The organism is Aliihoeflea sp. 40Bstr573 (assembly GCF_024105655.1).
GTDB lineage: Bacteria > Pseudomonadota > Alphaproteobacteria > Rhizobiales > Rhizobiaceae > Aliihoeflea.
In genome coordinates this window covers 24,285-38,651 of the sequence record NZ_JAAAMH010000013.1, presented here as the reverse complement: position 1 = coordinate 38,651, position 14,367 = coordinate 24,285, and the positions used below count along the sequence as shown (strand labels likewise).

Below are 14,367 nucleotides of genomic sequence, written 5' to 3'. Positions count from 1 at the left end.
GTGCGCACCAGATCCAAGAACGACACCGCCGGAATTCGCCATGACCAGATTTCTCTCCCTTGTCCTCTTTGTCGTTCTCGTGGTCGGCGGTGGGTCGCTGATCGGCATCAACAACGTTCCCGGTGAATGGTATCAGGCGCTCGCCAAGCCGCCCTTCAACCCGCCGAACTGGATCTTCGGACCGGTCTGGACGATCCTCTACGTCCTGATCGCCGTCGCCGGCTGGCGAGTATGGAACGCAGAGCGCACCGGCGGTGCGATGTCGGTCTGGTGGCTCCAGCTCGGGTTGAACTTCCTCTGGTCGCCGGTGTTCTTCACGCTCAACCAGATCGGCCTTGCCTTTCTCGTCATCGTGGTCCTGCTCGTTTCGATCTTCGCCTTCATCCGCATCAACTGGCATCGGGACCGGAAGTCGGCCGTCCTGTTCCTGCCTTACGCTGCGTGGGTCGCCTTCGCCGCGCTGCTCAACGGCTCCATCTGGCTGCTGAACTGACCGTCCGTCGCCACCCTCTAGGTCCGTTTCATCATGGCAGCGTTGGCAACGCCGCCGCGCGCACGAAGCCCGATTGCCAGTCACATGCTGCTCTGCAATAAGCGTATCACAGCACAAAGGTGGACCATGACCGATCTCCTGAAGCCGGACGGCGATTTTGAGGAACGCGTGCGCGAGAGCTTTGCGCGACAGGAAGTGATGCGCACGATCGGTGCCGAACTGACGAGCGTCACCCCCGGCATCGTCGAAATCGAGATGGGCTACAAGACCGCGCTGACCCAGCAGCATGGCTACCTCCATGCGGGCATTATCTCCACAGCGCTCGATTCGGCGTGCGGCTACGCCGCCTATTCGCTGATGCCGGCCGATGCCGCGGTGCTGACGATCGAGTTCAAGGTCAACCTCCTGTCCCCGGGCAAGGGTGACCGTTTCCTTTTCCGCGGCTCCGTCACCAAACCCGGCCGCACGATCATCGTCGCCGATGGCCAGGCCTATGCGATTGATGGCGATAGAAATCCGAAGCTTGTCGCCACCATGACGGCGACGATCATGGTCGTGTCGGGCCGCGCCGACATCCGCGGATGAGCGTGCCGCGCGCCGTTCCCGAAACGCTGATCGGCGACGCGCGCGTCCTCTTCCTCATGGCGGCATCGGCCGAATACGGCCCGCACCTGAAGCGCCGGTTCACGCCCCTGATGACGGGCGTCGGTCCAGTCGAGGCGGCCGTCGCAACCGCGTCCGCGCTTGCGACGCTCAAGGCGCGCGACCGGTTGCCCGCAATCGCTGTCTCGCTCGGCTCCGCCGGCAGCCGCACGCTGGACCATGCCGTCATCTATCAGGCGCGCTCCGTCTCATATCGCGACATGGACGCGTCGGTGCTCGGCTTCGAAAAGGGCCGCACGCCTTTCCTCGACCATCCGGCTGAGATCGCGCTCCCGCTTCGTGTGCCCGGCATCGCCGAGGCGCGGCTGTCGACCGGCGCCGATGTCGTTTCCGGCGTGGCCTATGAAGGCATCGACGCCGACATGGTAGACATGGAAACCTTCGCGGTCCTGCGAGCTTGCCAGGCCTTCGACGTCCCGCTGGTCGCGCTGCGCGGCATTTCCGACGGCCGCAGCAATCTGTCGAAGCTTTCCGACTGGACCGACTATCTCCACCTCGTCGACGAAAGGCTTGCCGATGCTGTCGACCGGCTCGAAGCGGCCATCATCGCAGGAACGCTGGAAAGCCGGTGAACACCATTGCGCCAAAAGGCGCTTTTCTCTAAAGGCCCGTCATGACGAACGAAGCCCATCCCGACACCGTCCTCATCATCGATTTCGGCTCCCAGGTCACGCAGCTCATCGCGCGCCGCGTGCGCGAAGCCGGAGTCTATTCCGAGATCGTCCCCTTCCAGCTCGCTGAAGACGCCTTCCACCGGATCGGCCCCAAGGCCGTCATCCTGTCGGGCGGCCCCGCCTCGACGACGGAGATGGGCAGCCCCCGCGCGCCCCAGATCGTGTTCGACGCCGGCATCCCGGTGCTCGGCATCTGCTATGGCGAGCAGACCATGTGCGCCCAGCTTGGCGGCAAGGTTGAGGGTGGCCATCACCGCGAATTCGGCCGCGCCTTCCTCGACATCGAGGACGAATGCGCGCTCTTCGCCGGCGTTTGGGCCAAGGGCACGCGCCATCAAGTCTGGATGAGTCATGGCGACCGCGTGACCTCGATTCCCGAAGGCTTCCGCGTGGTCGGCACCTCGACCGGCGCGCCCTTCGCCGCCATCGCAGACGAGAAGCGCAGGTTCTACGCCGTTCAGTTCCATCCCGAAGTCGTGCACACGCCGGACGGCGCCAAGCTCCTGTCGAACTTCGTCCACAAGATCGCAGGCCTTGCCGACGACTGGACGATGGCCGCCTATCGCGAACAGGCCGTGCAGGCGATCCGCGATCAGGTTGGCAATGGCAAAGTCATCTGCGCGCTCTCCGGCGGCGTCGATTCGTCCGTCGCGGCACTCCTCATCCACGAGGCGGTCGGCGACCAGTTGACCTGCATCCTCGTCGACCACGGCCTGATGCGAAAGAACGAGGCGGCCGAGGTCGTCGCCATGTTCCGCGAGCACTACAACCTGCCGCTGATCCTCGTGAACGCGCAGGACCGCTTCATCGGCGCGCTGGAAGGTGAAAGCGACCCTGAAAAGAAGCGCAAGACCATCGGGCGGCTCTTCATCGAGGTCTTCGAGGAAGAGGCGCACAAGCTTGGCGGCGCGGATTTCCTGGCGCAGGGCACACTCTATCCCGACGTCATCGAAAGCGTCTCCTTCACTGGCGGCCCCTCGGTCACAATCAAGTCTCACCACAATGTCGGCGGCCTGCCCGAGCGCATGAACATGAAGCTCGTCGAACCGCTGCGCGAACTTTTCAAGGACGAAGTGCGCGTTCTCGGGAAGGAACTCGGCCTGCCGGAACACTTCATCGGCCGCCATCCATTCCCCGGACCTGGCCTTGCGATCCGATGCCCGGGCGGCATCACCCGGGAGAAGCTCGAAATCCTGCGCGAAGCCGACGCGATCTATCTCGACGAAATCCGCAAGGCCGGCCTCTACGATGCCATCTGGCAGGCCTTTGCCGTGCTGCTGCCGGTGCAGACCGTCGGCGTCATGGGCGACGGGCGCACCTACGAATTCGTCTGCGCGCTGCGTGCCGTCACCTCGGTCGACGGCATGACGGCGGACTTCTACCACTACGACATGGAATTCCTCGGCCGTGCCGCAACCCGCATCATCAATGAGGTCAAGGGCGTCAACCGCGTCGTCTACGACGTCACCTCAAAGCCTCCCGGCACGATCGAGTGGGAATAGGCCGTGACGGTCAGAATCTACGGCATCCGCAACTGCGACACGATGAAGAAGGCCTTCGCCTGGCTTGATGCCAGCGGCATCGCCTACGCCTTCCATGATTATCGCGTCGACGGGATCGGGAAACACGACATCGCCCGCTGGTGCGCAGCCGCCGGCTGGGAAAAGGTTCTGAACAAGGGTAGCCGCACCTTTCGAGCGCTGCCTGGTGAGGTGCGCGACGAGCTTGACGAACCCAAGGCCGTCGCGCTGATGCTGGGGGAGCCGACCATGATCAAGCGCCCGGTTCTCGACACCGGGACGGCGATTGAGATCGGTTTCAGGCCAGACAGCTACGCGGAGATTTTCGCGCGTTGATCGGCGGGCCCGACCCAAAGCCGCTTTGCGCCATGTTTAAGCATTGCGCCGTGCCGGCGCGCCGCTAGTCTCGTAGCAGAATGCACGCACCCGCACCTTTCGTCTCCCCCGTCAGATTGGCCGTCGCAGGCATGCTCTCCATGGCCGTTGCCATGGGCATCGGCCGCTTCGTCTATACGCCGATCCTGCCGGGCATGATGGCCGCACTCGGCCAGACGACGTCCGAGGCGGGATTTATCGCCGCCTCCAACTATACGGGCTATCTCATCGGCGCGCTGATCGCCGGTGGCGGCTGGGCGCATGGCTGGGAGCGCGCTTTGTCGCTGGCGAGCCTCGCTCTCAGCACCGCACTTTGCCTCGCAATGGCCCTGACGGACGATTTCGCCACGTTCCTGGCGATCCGCTTTGCGGCCGGCGTCGCCAGTGCTTTCGTCATGGTGTTCCTGTCGAGCATCGTCCTTGCTGGCCTCGCGCGGCTCGACCGGGGCGATTTGCAATGGATACATTTCGGCGGCGTTGGCGTCGGCATCGCGGCCTCGGCAACGATGGTCGCGCTGCTCGCCGTAGGCAATTATGGCTGGCAGGCCAACTGGATCGGGGCGAGCGCCCTGTCGTTCGCGGCCCTTGCAGCAATCTCGCTTCTTCTGCCGCGCGGCGGCGGGCAGGGCGGTGCGGCGGTCAAGGAGCCTGCGCTCGTCTTTTCGCCGGCGCTCAAGCGCATCGTCTGGTCCTATGGCATCTTCGGCTTCGGCTATGTCGTCACAGCAACCTTCCTGATCGCGATCGTCCGCGAGAACGAGAGTGGCTCGGTGCTGGAAGCCGTCGTCTGGCTCGTCACCGGCCTTGCAGTCATCCCCTCGGCCTATCTGTGGGGACTTGCCGCCCGTCGCTGGGGCTTGCGCGCGGCATTGGCCATTGGTTGCGCGGTGGAAGGCGTCGGTGTGATGGCGAGCGTCGCGCTCGGCGGCATGACCGGCCCGCTGCTGGGCGGCATCCTCCTCGGCAACACCTTCGTTGCCATCACCGCGCTGGGGATCCAGATCGGTCGGAACCTCGCCGGTCCGTCACCGCGCAAGATCCTGTCCGTCATGACGGCGGCGTTCGGTCTCGGCCAGATCGTCGGCCCGGTCGTGGCTGGCATCGTTGCCGACTGGACGGGCGGGTTTTTCTGGCCGTCCGTCCTTGCTGCGCTGGCGCTCGCCGTTTCGGCCTGGCTGGCGGTTTCTTCGAAGGTGGCTGCCAGCGCTTGATCTGTCGCCCGAGCGGTCGACGCGGTAGGATTGCGCAACCAAGGGGCGCGCAATGCTGATTCTCATTCTCGGATTGATCCTGTTTCTCGGCGTCCATTCGGTGCGCATTTTCGCGCCTGGCATCCGCGACGCGCAGATTGCTAAGCGGGGTCTCGGCCCTTGGAAAGGGATTTATTCGCTGGTTACCTTCGCCGGTCTCGTCCTCATCGTCTGGGGCTATGGCATCGCGCGGCAAACGGCTCCGATCCTTTACGAACCTCCGGTCTGGACGCGTCATCTCAACCTTTTGCTGATGGTCTTCGCCTTCATCGCGCTTGCAGCCTCTCAACTGCCGGCAGGTCGCATCAAGGCGGCGCTCAAGCATCCGATGCTGGTCGCGGTAAAGATCTGGGCGCTCGGCCATCTTCTCGCAAATGGCGATCTGGCGGCTCTGTTGCTGTTCGGGACCTTCCTCGCTTGGGCCGTACTCGACCGCATTTCGATCAAGCGTCGCGGCGACGTGGGTCCGGCGCCCGGTCCGCTCACATGGGATATCGCTGCGATCGTGATCGGCCTTGTCGCCTACGCGCTCTTCGCCTTTGTCCTGCATGAATGGCTGATCGGCGTCCCCGTCATCGCGTGATTTTGCCGCCCCCGCCGTGCGGTTCGGGGATTTTCCCTTCCATGACGGCGATTTTCGGCTAAAACGCTCGCCAATGTGGGTGCCGCCGTCGCGCCTTGTCTCTGGAAATGGTTGTGTTTGATGTCCGACGACAGTTTCATCCGTGAGGTCAACGAGGAGCTTCGTCAGGATCGCGCGCGCCAGATCTGGGACCGCTATGGGCTCACCGCCCTCGGCGTTGCTGCCGTCATCGTACTTGCAACCATTCTTTTCGTCGCTTGGGAATGGTGGACGACGCGTCAGGCGAATGCCTCCGGCGACCGTTTCTCCCAGGCTTTGACGCTTGCCAATGAGGGCCAGAGCGAAGAGGCGCTGGCCGAACTCTCCGCGCTCCAGGAAGAAGGCTACGGCGCCTATCCGGTACTCGCCCGTTTCCGCACCGCCACGGTACAGGCCGACGCCGGCGATCATGCCGCCGCAGTCGCCTCCTTCGACGCCGTCGCCAGCGACACGGCAATTCCGCAGGCAATCCGCGATGCGGCCCGGCTGCGCGCCGGCTATCTTCTGGTCGACCATGGCTCGTACGAGGACGTCGCCGCCCGCGTCGAGGCGCTGACGGCAGACGACAATGCGATGCGCCACTCCGCCCGCGAGGCGCTTGCGCTTGCAGCGTGGAAGGACAGCCAGTCGGACGAGGCGTTGCGCCTTTTCGACCTCATCATCGCCGATGAGCGCGTCTCCGCGAATATGCGCCAGCGCGCGCAGATGATGGCCGAGCTCATTCGCGGAACGCAGGAACCCTCGTGAGCTTCAAACTCGCCATCATCGGACGACCGAATGTCGGCAAGTCGACATTGTTCAACCGGCTGGCCGGCCGCAAGCTGGCGCTCGTCGACGACACGCCGGGCGTCACCCGCGACCGGCGCTCGCATGCCGCCAAGCTCTACGATCTCGAATTCGACGTGATTGACACGGCGGGCCTCGAAATCGCGGAAGCCGCCAGCCTTGCCGGCCGCATGCGCCAGCAGACCGAAATTGCCATCGAGGAAGCCGACGTCGTCTGCTTCGTGGTCGATGCCAAGACTGGACTGATGCCGGACGATCGCGCCTTCGCCGATATCGTTCGCCGCTTCGGAAAGCCCGTCGTCCTCGCCGCCAACAAGGCCGAGGCCCGCGGTGCTCAGAGCGGTTTCCTCGAAGCTTGGGAACTCGGCCTCGGCGAGCCCGTCGGCATTTCCGCCGAGCATGGCGAGGGCATGGTCGATCTGCGCGATGCCATCGTCGCCGCGATCGGCGAGGAGAAGGCCTTCGGCGAAGATGAAGACGAGGACGACACCTTTGCCGGCCAGCCGCTGATCGGCGAGGACGTCTCTGATGAAGACGAAGAGCCCATCCCCGCCTATGACGCGACCAAGCCGCTGCGCATAGCCGTCGTGGGCCGCCCGAATGCGGGCAAGTCGACGCTGATCAACGCGCTCGTCGACGAGGACCGGCTTTTGACTGGCCCCGAAGCCGGCATCACCCGCGATTCGATTTCGGTCGATTGGGACTGGAAGGGCCGCAAGATCAAGCTTTTCGACACGGCGGGCATGCGCCGCAAGTCGCGCGTCCAGGAAAAGCTCGAAAAGCTGTCGGTGGCAGATGGACTGCGGGCGATCCGCTTCGCAGAGGTCGTCGTCATCGTCTTCGACGCGACGATCCCGTTCGAAAAGCAGGATCTGACCATAGCGGACCTGATCATCCGCGAGGGCAGGGCGCCTGTCATAGCCTTCAACAAGTGGGACCTGATCGAGAACCGCCAGGAACTGCTTGCCGAACTGCGCGAGAAGACGACGCGGCTTTTGCCCCAGGTGCGCGGCCTGCAGGCCGTCACCATTTCGGCCGAGACCGAGCGCGGTCTCGACAAGCTCATGGATGCGATCGAGACGACGCACCGCGTTTGGAACACGCGCATTTCCACCGGCCGTCTCAATCGCTGGCTGGAAGGCGTCACCGCACACCATCCTCCGCCGGCCGTCGCCGGCCGCAGGCTGAAAATCAAGTACATCACCCAGATCAAGACGCGCCCGCCCGGTTTCGTCCTGTCCTGCACGCGCCCCGATGCCGTTCCGCAAAGCTATATCCGGTATCTGACAAACGAGCTCCGCCAGGCCTTCGATATGCCGGGCGTGCCGATTCGCATGATCCTGCGCGCCTCCGAAAATCCCTTCGCCGGCCGGGCCAAAAAAAGAACCTGAGCGCGCATTTGCCTTTCAGCACCCTCATCTGCCTCTAGGTCACATTCACGCCTTACTCGTTGGCGACACGCGGTCCGTCAGTGATTTGAGGGGGCGGGCAACTGTCCGATGGTCGCTGCATACCATCTTGGCACGCGGCGCTGACGTTGCGGCATTAACCGCCCATAAAGGTTAATCGATCATTTTTGGCCGGTCTTGATCGTTGCCGGTTTCGATTTTTTTGAATGCGTATGGAGAGGGTCCATTGCAGGTAGGGCGTTTGTTGGGTCGTTTGAAGCGTCTGCTGGAGGGCAGGTCAGTCGTGACCCCTGCGCTTTTCGGCATCGGCATCTGGCTCGCCTTTCCCACCGCCTCCGCCTATCAGGACATGACGAGCTTCGTTTCGGGGCTTGAGACCGGCTCAGGGCGCTGGGGCGCCGTGGTCGAGCAGGCGCAGGCCGGCGCAATCCAGCAGGCCGATTTGCCCTTCGTCGATGCGACCGTCACCGGTGCTATCGCCGGGGCTGGCTTTAAGGTTCCCGGCCTCGGCACGGTCGCCCTTCGTTCGCAGGACGGTGAGAAGAACAGCCGACCGGACGAAGACCGCATCAACCGCACCGGCAAGCAGGGCCGAATCCTCAAGATCTCGCCCGTTTCGCCCCCGAAATTCTTTAACGCGGGCTCCATTCTGGAGCGCACCTCGTCGCTGCATCAGCCCGAGCCCGAATTCGCGATGGCCTTCGTCAAGCCCGAGATCGAGGGCAAGGAACTCGACATCGCGCTTGCCTTCCATCCGACCCACAGGCCGCTCGAGAACGACATGCCGGTCATGCTCGCCTCGCTCGTCAACAATGAGAAGGCAGACATCCTCGCGACCGCCTATGCACCGGCAGAACCGGATTACGCAACGGCTTCGCCCTTTGCGAGCCTGCTGAAAGGCGAAGACCCCTCCGGTGGTCGTTTCATTCCACCCATGGCACCGGGCGACCACGCCTGGATGAAGATGCCGCTTCCTGCGCAGGTTTTTTCGGCGAAGGAACAGAAGTGCCTTGCCGAAGGCATCTACTTCGAGGCGCGCGGCGAGGAAGTGAAAGGCCAGGCCGCCGTCGCCCAGGTGATTCTCAATCGGGTCCGCGCACCCGCCTATCCCAATACGATCTGCGGTGTGGTTTATCAGAACCGTTCTTGGCGCAATCGTTGCCAGTTTTCATTCGCCTGCGACGGCACCACGCCGCGTGTCACGAGCCAGCGGCACTATAAGCTGGCGCAGGAAGTCGCCATGGCGGTCACCGCCGGCAAGATATTCTTGCCCGAGGTCGCCTCGTCCACGCACTACCACGCCACCTATGTCAGCCCGCGCTGGGCGCGCACCATGGATAAGGTGAAGAAGATCGGCCTGCATATCTTCTACCGCACCAAGGGCGGTGGCTGGAGCTGATTGCAGGCCCGCCGGCGCGGTTCAGCGCAGCGATTCTTGGCAGGGCCGCCTGCGCGCATTGTCGCAGCCTGCTAATCGTATGATTTTTCTAATGAAATCACGCTCGATTCAATCCCTGACCGCGGCTTGACTGGCGCGAGTGCCCTGAATATGTTGCGCGCGACTTTGAAGCGGTAAGCCAAGCGGGATACCAGGCGGGTCAGGAGGTTGCGATGGCCGACATGAAAGGGCCAGGCGGGACCGGCCGGACAGGCCCGGAGCCGGATGGCAGCGGAGACGATCTTGAACGTCGCCGCCGCGAGCTCGACGCCAAGCTGGCGGTGAAGCGACCGGCGAAGGATGTCGAGGCGAGCGGTCCGAGAACCGGCGGAATGGCCGGTATGGGCAAAGCCCTGCGCCTGTCGAGCGAGTTCATCGCCGGCATTGTCGTGGGCGCTGCCATCGGGTGGTTCATCGACACGGCGGCGGGCACGACCCCCTGGGGTCTGGTCGTCTTTCTGTTGCTGGGATTTGCCGCTGGGGTCCTGAACGTTCTTCGCTCCGCCGGTGTTGTCGCGGAGCGTGGGGCGGAGCCGCCCGACAGCGGCCGGGACTGACGCGAAACGTAGCTTTATCCGGCGCGTCTGCGCCGACATCTTTATCGAGGGGCGCCTGATGGCCGAAGATCCGATCCACCAGTTTCAGATCTCCAGATTGATTCCGATCGAGATCGGTGGGCTCGACTTCTCGTTCACCAATTCGTCGCTCTTCATGGTCGCAACCGTCGTGACCACGGGCGCTTTCCTCTATCTGACGACGTCGAGCCGCGGCCTGGTGCCGAGCCGCACGCAGTCGGTCTCGGAAATGTCGTACGAGTTCGTCGCCAACATGCTGCGCGACGCCACCGGCCCCCAAGGCATGCGCTTTTTCCCGCTCGTCTTCTCGCTCTTCATGTTCATTCTCGTGGCGAACATGTTCGGCATGGTGCCGTATTTCTTCACGGTGACGAGTCATCTCATCGTCACCTTCGCCCTTGCCATGGTCGTCATGCTGACCCTGGTCGGCTACGGCCTGAAGACCCACGGAGCGCGCTTCTTCAAGCTGTTCGTGCCACATGGCGTGCCGGGCGTGCTGGTGCCTCTCGTCGCTTCGATCGAGGTCATCTCTTTCCTGTCGCGCCCGATCAGCCTGTCGGTCCGTCTGTTTGCCAACATGCTGGCCGGCCACATCACGCTGAAGGTCTTCGCGGGTTTCGTAACCACCTTGAGCGGCCTTGGCGCGTTCGGCGTCATCGGCGCGGTGCTGCCGCTGCTCTTGACCATCGCGATCACCGGTCTCGAATTCCTCGTCTCGTTCCTGCAGGCCTACGTCTTCGCGGTCCTGACCTGCATGTACCTGAACGACGCCGTCCATCCCGAGCACTGATCGGACGGGGTTAGCCATCACCGGCCCCCGGGCCGACCATCTTCCAACCGGCATGAATGATGCCAAAGCGAATCCAAAAAGGAGTTTCAAAATGGAAGTAGAAGCAGCACGCGCTCTGGGCGCAGGCATCGCCTGCCTCGGCATGGCCGGTACCGCTCTCGGTCTTGGCAACATCTTCGGCAGCTACCTCTCGGGCGCCCTGCGCAACCCGTCGGCAGCTGACGGCCAGTTCGGCCGCCTGATCTTCGGCTTCGCCGTGACGGAAGCTCTGGGCATCTTCTCGCTCCTCATCGCTCTTCTCCTCCTCTTCACGTAAGATGAGGTCCGGCCGGCGGGCGCGTCCGCGCCCGCTCGCGCCGCCATTTGCGAGTGCTGAGACCCGCCGGTCAATTCCGTTGGCCGGCAACATGAGCAGGGGATGCACATGTTCGTAACGCCTGGATACGCGCAGGAGGCCGCTCCCGCCGAAGGCGAATTGCAGACCGAAATCGTCCACGAGGAAGGCCACGGAGAGGCGGGGTTCCCCCCGTTCGACACGTCGACCTATCCCTCGCAGCTTCTGTGGCTGGCGATCACATTCGGCCTGTTCTACCTCTTCCTGCAAAAGGTCGTGCTCCCGAGGATCGGAAACATCCTCGAGGTGCGCCGCGACCGCATTGCTCATGATCTCGATCAGGCAGTACGCAACAAGGAAGAAGCCGACGCTGCGGTTGCTGCCTACGAGCAGGAACTGGCCGATGCACGTGCCAAGGCGCACAGCATTGCTCAGGCTGCGCAGGATGCGGCCAAGGCCGACGCCGAAGCCGAGCGCAAGTCGGTCGAAGCCGAGCTTGAGCAGAAGCTGGTCGAAGCGGAGCGTCGCATCGCTGTCGTCCGCGAAGCGGCGATGAAGGATGTCGGCACGATCGCCGAAGAAACCGCCGGCGCCATCGTTGAGGCGCTCATCGATCGCAAGCCGGACGACGCGGCGGTTGCCGCAGCCGTCCGCCAGGTTCGATAGGAGCCCGACATGGACGCAACATTCTGGGCCACAGTCGGCCTCGTCATCTTCATCGGCATTATTGTGTATCTGAAGGTGCCGGGCAAGATCGGTTCGACGCTCGACCAGCGCGCCGAGCGCATCCGCAACGAACTCGAAGAGGCCCGCCGCTTGCGTGAAGAAGCGCAGCAGCTCCTTGCCGAGTATCAGCGCAAGCGCAAGGAAGCCGAGCAGGAGGCCGGCGACATCGTTGCCGCCGCCAAGCGCGAGGCAAGCCACCTGGTTGAGGAAGCCAAGGCGCGGACGCAGGAATACGTCGCCCGTCGCACCACACTCGCCGAGCAGAAGATCGCCCAGGCCGAGCGCGATGCCGTCAATGCCGTCCGCTCCAACGCCGTGGACATCGCGGTCGCCGCAGCTGCCAAGCTGCTCGAGGAACGCGCCGACGCCGACGTCAAGGCGCAGCTTTTCAAGTCGTCCGTCGACGACGTGAAGGCTCGCATGAATTGATTGCGGTCAGTTTCGATGTTCCAAAAACCCCGCTACGGCGGGGTTTTTTTGTTGCTTGAATGAGCGTCGATCCCGCTCCGGGGTCGGGGAAAGGTCGCTCGGCTTAACCCAAGAAAAATAGCGGGACTGCGATACTGAAAGTACGGCGGCCTACTCAGCCGCTTCCAGTCTGAATGGCGCAAACGACAGTCGATGCAGCCGCGTCAGCGGGCCGTGCGCCTCGATTGCCGTGCGATGGCGCACGGTCGCATAGCCCATATGGACCTCGAACCCGTAGGACACGTGGATCGTCGCCGTGCGCGACATCATCCGGTCACGCGTCACCTTTGCGATGATCGACGCGGCGGCAATCGACTGCGAGCGCTGGTCGCCCTTGACCACTGCCTTGCCGTTGCATCTCAGCCCCGGTGGAATGTCGCGTCCATCGGCGAGAACCAGCTTTGGCTCGACGGCCAGCAACGTCACCGCCCGGCACATCGCCTCAAGGCTCGCCTTGCGGATATCCGAACAGTCGATTGAATTGGCCGAAACCGACGCCACAGAAACCGCCAGCGCCTTCTTCAGGATTTCATCGTAAAGCGCTTCGCGCTCGCCATGCGTCATGCGCTTGGAATCGTCGAGTCCCTTCGGGATGCGCTTTGGGTCGAGGATGACAGCCGCTGCGACAACGGGCCCCGCAAGCGGTCCGCGCCCGGCTTCGTCCGTTCCGCAGACTGGCCAAAGCCCCTCGCGCTCGGCGGCGCGTTCCAGCCGGAAATCCGGACGGACGGGTAGATCGAAAAGCAGCGGAAAATCGGAGCGCGGGCGAGCCATGTTGCGGCAATGCTCGCATTGCGTCCGATTCTCCGCAAGTCCTTCCCGACCGTGGGGCGGGGCGGGAAGGGCACCGTCGGGCAATGATTGGGGACAAGCCGGACGGAGACAGGGAAGACGTGCAGGAGGGGTCTGAGATTCGGGCTCTTGCCGAAAATGGCGGCCTTTGCGAACCGGAGCGGAATATGTACTTGGCACATGAGCCCCGGAAGCTCGGGATGCTTACATCTACAGATGGCCCAAACTCAATCTCAGTACCACCCTAGAGAAGCGTCAATTGCTCTCCCTGCTTCAGGGGCGGAACGAAGAGATCGGTGCGCAGCCTCAGCCTCTGCGTGTTGAGGCCGAGCCGCTTGGCCGCGAGTTCGAACCGTCGCCCGATCTGCCAGGCATATGGACCCGCACCCTTCATTCGCTTGCCGAACTCGGCATCATAATCCTTGCCGCCTCGCATCGACCGCACCAGTGACATCACGTGGCGGTAGCGGTCGGGGTAATGCTGCAACAGCCAGTCCTTGAAGATCGAGCTGACCTCCAGCGGCAGGCGCAAGATGACGTAGCCGGCTTCCTTGGCGCCGGCTGCCGCCGCCGAATCCAGGATGCGCTCGATCTCGGCATCGTTGAGGCCGGGAATGACCGGGCCGATCATCACGGACGTCGGAATGCCCGCATCCGACAGAGCGCGGACTGCCTCGAGCCTGCGCGGCGGCGTCGCAGCCCGCGGCTCCATGGCGCGCGCCAGCTTCCTGTCGAGCGTCGTCACCGACAGAGCCACCTTGGCAAGGCCCTTCTCGGCCATGCGCGAAAGAATATCGATGTCACGCATGACGAGCGCCGACTTGGTCACGATGCCGACCGGGTGGTTTTGCCGTTCGAGCACTTCCAACACCTCGCGCATGATGCGCCATTCCTTTTCGATCGGCTGATAGGGATCGGTGTTGGTGCCGATTGCGATCGTCTTCGGCTGGTATCCGTCCTTTGCCAGTTCCTTTTCCAGAAGGCGCGGCGCGTCCGGCTTTGCAAAGAGCTTCGATTCGAAGTCGAGCCCGGCCGACAGGCCCATATAGCTGTGCGTCGGGCGCGCGAAGCAGTAGACGCAGCCGTGCTCGCAACCCCGGTACGGATTGATCGAGCGGTCGAAGGAAATGTCGGGCGAATCGTTGCGGGTGATGATCGTGCGCGGCTTTTCGATCTGCACGTCCGTCTTGAACGGCGGCAGTTCCTCGAAGGAGTTCCAGCCATCATCGAATACGTGGCGCTCGAACTTCTCGAACCGCCCGCTCGGATTGACGCCGGCCCCCCGCCCGCGCCGCCTGTCCGGCACCACGCGCAGGCCGGCCTCCTCGATCATCGCATTGGCCATATGCGCATCTCCGCTTGTGAAAGCGGCAACGTCGGCTCGTCTGATCTGTTCCATATCGCTCTCCTGGCGCCGCTTCGTGGCGCTTCGGGACTCGGCGTTTCGATGAA

17 protein-coding genes are annotated in these 14,367 nt (G+C 63.5%); 15 read left to right on the top strand and 2 right to left on the bottom strand.

All coding sequences use genetic code 11. The features are described from left to right. Positions 1–40 precede the first annotated feature (40 nt). The 15 genes from GTK01_RS15370 (at position 41) to GTK01_RS15300 (ending at position 12,084) form a co-directional block, all read left to right on the top strand. A complete protein-coding gene (locus GTK01_RS15370) occupies positions 41–493 on the top strand; it encodes a TspO/MBR family protein (RefSeq protein WP_252927524.1) in 453 nt (150 codons plus the stop codon). A gap of 126 nt (positions 494–619) precedes the next feature. Next, the gene (locus tag GTK01_RS15365; RefSeq protein WP_252927522.1) at positions 620–1,078 is read left to right on the top strand and encodes a PaaI family thioesterase; all 459 of its coding nucleotides are present in this window, start codon (positions 620–622) and stop codon (positions 1,076–1,078) included. Then, positions 1,075–1,728, top strand: a complete 654-nt coding sequence (locus tag GTK01_RS15360; protein WP_252927521.1) for a 5'-methylthioadenosine/S-adenosylhomocysteine nucleosidase — start codon at positions 1,075–1,077, stop codon at positions 1,726–1,728. The genes GTK01_RS15365 and GTK01_RS15360 overlap by 4 nt, the downstream gene beginning before the upstream one ends. Positions 1,729–1,769: 41 nt before the next feature. Beyond that, positions 1,770–3,332: a glutamine-hydrolyzing GMP synthase gene (gene guaA / locus GTK01_RS15355; protein WP_252927511.1), complete on the top strand. Its 1,563-nt coding sequence runs from the start codon at positions 1,770–1,772 to the stop codon at positions 3,330–3,332. A 3-nt stretch (positions 3,333–3,335) separates the two neighbouring features. Continuing rightward, entirely contained in the window at positions 3,336–3,686 is a 351-nt protein-coding gene (locus GTK01_RS15350; protein ID WP_252927509.1) for a Spx/MgsR family RNA polymerase-binding regulatory protein, read from the top strand. A 140-nt stretch (positions 3,687–3,826) separates the two neighbouring features. After that, a complete protein-coding gene (locus GTK01_RS15345) occupies positions 3,827–4,936 on the top strand; it encodes a YbfB/YjiJ family MFS transporter (RefSeq protein ID WP_252927507.1) in 1,110 nt (369 codons plus the stop codon). A 52-nt stretch (positions 4,937–4,988) separates the two neighbouring features. After that, the gene (locus GTK01_RS15340; RefSeq protein ID WP_252927505.1) at positions 4,989–5,558 is read left to right on the top strand and encodes an NnrU family protein; all 570 of its coding nucleotides are present in this window, start codon (positions 4,989–4,991) and stop codon (positions 5,556–5,558) included. 120 nt (positions 5,559–5,678) lie between these two features. After that, entirely contained in the window at positions 5,679–6,344 is a 666-nt protein-coding gene (locus tag GTK01_RS15335) for a tetratricopeptide repeat protein (protein WP_252927502.1), read from the top strand. Then, on the top strand, positions 6,341–7,774 hold the full coding sequence (der, locus tag GTK01_RS15330) for a ribosome biogenesis GTPase Der (RefSeq protein ID WP_252927500.1): 1,434 nt from the start codon (positions 6,341–6,343) through the stop codon (positions 7,772–7,774). The genes GTK01_RS15335 and der overlap by 4 nt, the downstream gene beginning before the upstream one ends. Positions 7,775–8,075: 301 nt before the next feature. Further along, complete coding sequence (locus tag GTK01_RS15325; RefSeq protein ID WP_252927498.1) at positions 8,076–9,191, top strand: cell wall hydrolase; 1,116 nt, start codon at positions 8,076–8,078, stop codon at positions 9,189–9,191. 212 nt (positions 9,192–9,403) lie between these two features. Beyond that, positions 9,404–9,787 carry an AtpZ/AtpI family protein gene (locus tag GTK01_RS15320; RefSeq protein WP_252927496.1) on the top strand — a complete coding sequence of 128 codons (384 nt, stop codon included), beginning with the start codon at positions 9,404–9,406 and terminating at the stop codon, positions 9,785–9,787. Between the two features lie 58 nt (positions 9,788–9,845). Further along, a complete protein-coding gene (locus tag GTK01_RS15315) occupies positions 9,846–10,595 on the top strand; it encodes a F0F1 ATP synthase subunit A (RefSeq protein ID WP_252927494.1) in 750 nt (249 codons plus the stop codon). Between the two features lie 91 nt (positions 10,596–10,686). Next, positions 10,687–10,911, top strand: a complete 225-nt coding sequence (locus GTK01_RS15310) for a F0F1 ATP synthase subunit C (RefSeq protein ID WP_024586321.1) — start codon at positions 10,687–10,689, stop codon at positions 10,909–10,911. A gap of 108 nt (positions 10,912–11,019) precedes the next feature. Next, positions 11,020–11,595, top strand: coding sequence for a F0F1 ATP synthase subunit B (locus GTK01_RS15305; protein ID WP_252927493.1), 576 nt, complete (start codon positions 11,020–11,022; stop codon positions 11,593–11,595). A 9-nt stretch (positions 11,596–11,604) separates the two neighbouring features. Further along, a complete protein-coding gene (locus tag GTK01_RS15300) occupies positions 11,605–12,084 on the top strand; it encodes a F0F1 ATP synthase subunit B (RefSeq protein WP_252927492.1) in 480 nt (159 codons plus the stop codon). A gap of 150 nt (positions 12,085–12,234) precedes the next feature. Here GTK01_RS15300 and GTK01_RS15295 read toward each other — a convergent pair whose 3' ends face one another. Together GTK01_RS15295 and GTK01_RS15290 are read right to left on the bottom strand one after the other, a co-directional pair. Continuing rightward, complete coding sequence (locus GTK01_RS15295) at positions 12,235–12,897, bottom strand: ribonuclease HII (protein WP_252927490.1); 663 nt, start codon at positions 12,895–12,897, stop codon at positions 12,235–12,237. A 262-nt stretch (positions 12,898–13,159) separates the two neighbouring features. Beyond that, positions 13,160–14,314 carry a PA0069 family radical SAM protein gene (locus GTK01_RS15290; RefSeq protein ID WP_252927488.1) on the bottom strand — a complete coding sequence of 385 codons (1,155 nt, stop codon included), beginning with the start codon at positions 14,312–14,314 and terminating at the stop codon, positions 13,160–13,162. Positions 14,315–14,367: the final 53 nt, after the last annotated feature.

Bases quoted from the DNA above. Each gene is read 5' to 3' on its own strand.
- GTK01_RS15370 (WP_252927524.1), top strand. From the start codon at position 41: ATGACCAGATTTCTCTCCCTTGTCCTCTTTGTCGTTCTCGTGGTCGGC.
- GTK01_RS15365 (WP_252927522.1), top strand. From the start codon at position 620: ATGACCGATCTCCTGAAGCCGGACGGCGATTTTGAGGAACGCGTGCGC.
- GTK01_RS15360 (WP_252927521.1), top strand. From the start codon at position 1,075: ATGAGCGTGCCGCGCGCCGTTCCCGAAACGCTGATCGGCGACGCGCGC.
- guaA (WP_252927511.1), top strand. From the start codon at position 1,770: ATGACGAACGAAGCCCATCCCGACACCGTCCTCATCATCGATTTCGGC.
- GTK01_RS15345 (WP_252927507.1), top strand. From the start codon at position 3,827: ATGGCCGTTGCCATGGGCATCGGCCGCTTCGTCTATACGCCGATCCTG.
- GTK01_RS15340 (WP_252927505.1), top strand. From the start codon at position 4,989: ATGCTGATTCTCATTCTCGGATTGATCCTGTTTCTCGGCGTCCATTCG.
- GTK01_RS15335 (WP_252927502.1), top strand. From the start codon at position 5,679: ATGTCCGACGACAGTTTCATCCGTGAGGTCAACGAGGAGCTTCGTCAG.
- GTK01_RS15320 (WP_252927496.1), top strand. From the start codon at position 9,404: ATGGCCGACATGAAAGGGCCAGGCGGGACCGGCCGGACAGGCCCGGAG.
- GTK01_RS15315 (WP_252927494.1), top strand. From the start codon at position 9,846: ATGGCCGAAGATCCGATCCACCAGTTTCAGATCTCCAGATTGATTCCG.
- GTK01_RS15310 (WP_024586321.1), top strand. From the start codon at position 10,687: ATGGAAGTAGAAGCAGCACGCGCTCTGGGCGCAGGCATCGCCTGCCTC.
- GTK01_RS15305 (WP_252927493.1), top strand. From the start codon at position 11,020: ATGTTCGTAACGCCTGGATACGCGCAGGAGGCCGCTCCCGCCGAAGGC.
- GTK01_RS15300 (WP_252927492.1), top strand. From the start codon at position 11,605: ATGGACGCAACATTCTGGGCCACAGTCGGCCTCGTCATCTTCATCGGC.
- GTK01_RS15295 (WP_252927490.1), bottom strand. From the start codon at position 12,897: ATGGCTCGCCCGCGCTCCGATTTTCCGCTGCTTTTCGATCTACCCGTC.
- GTK01_RS15290 (WP_252927488.1), bottom strand. From the start codon at position 14,314: ATGGAACAGATCAGACGAGCCGACGTTGCCGCTTTCACAAGCGGAGAT.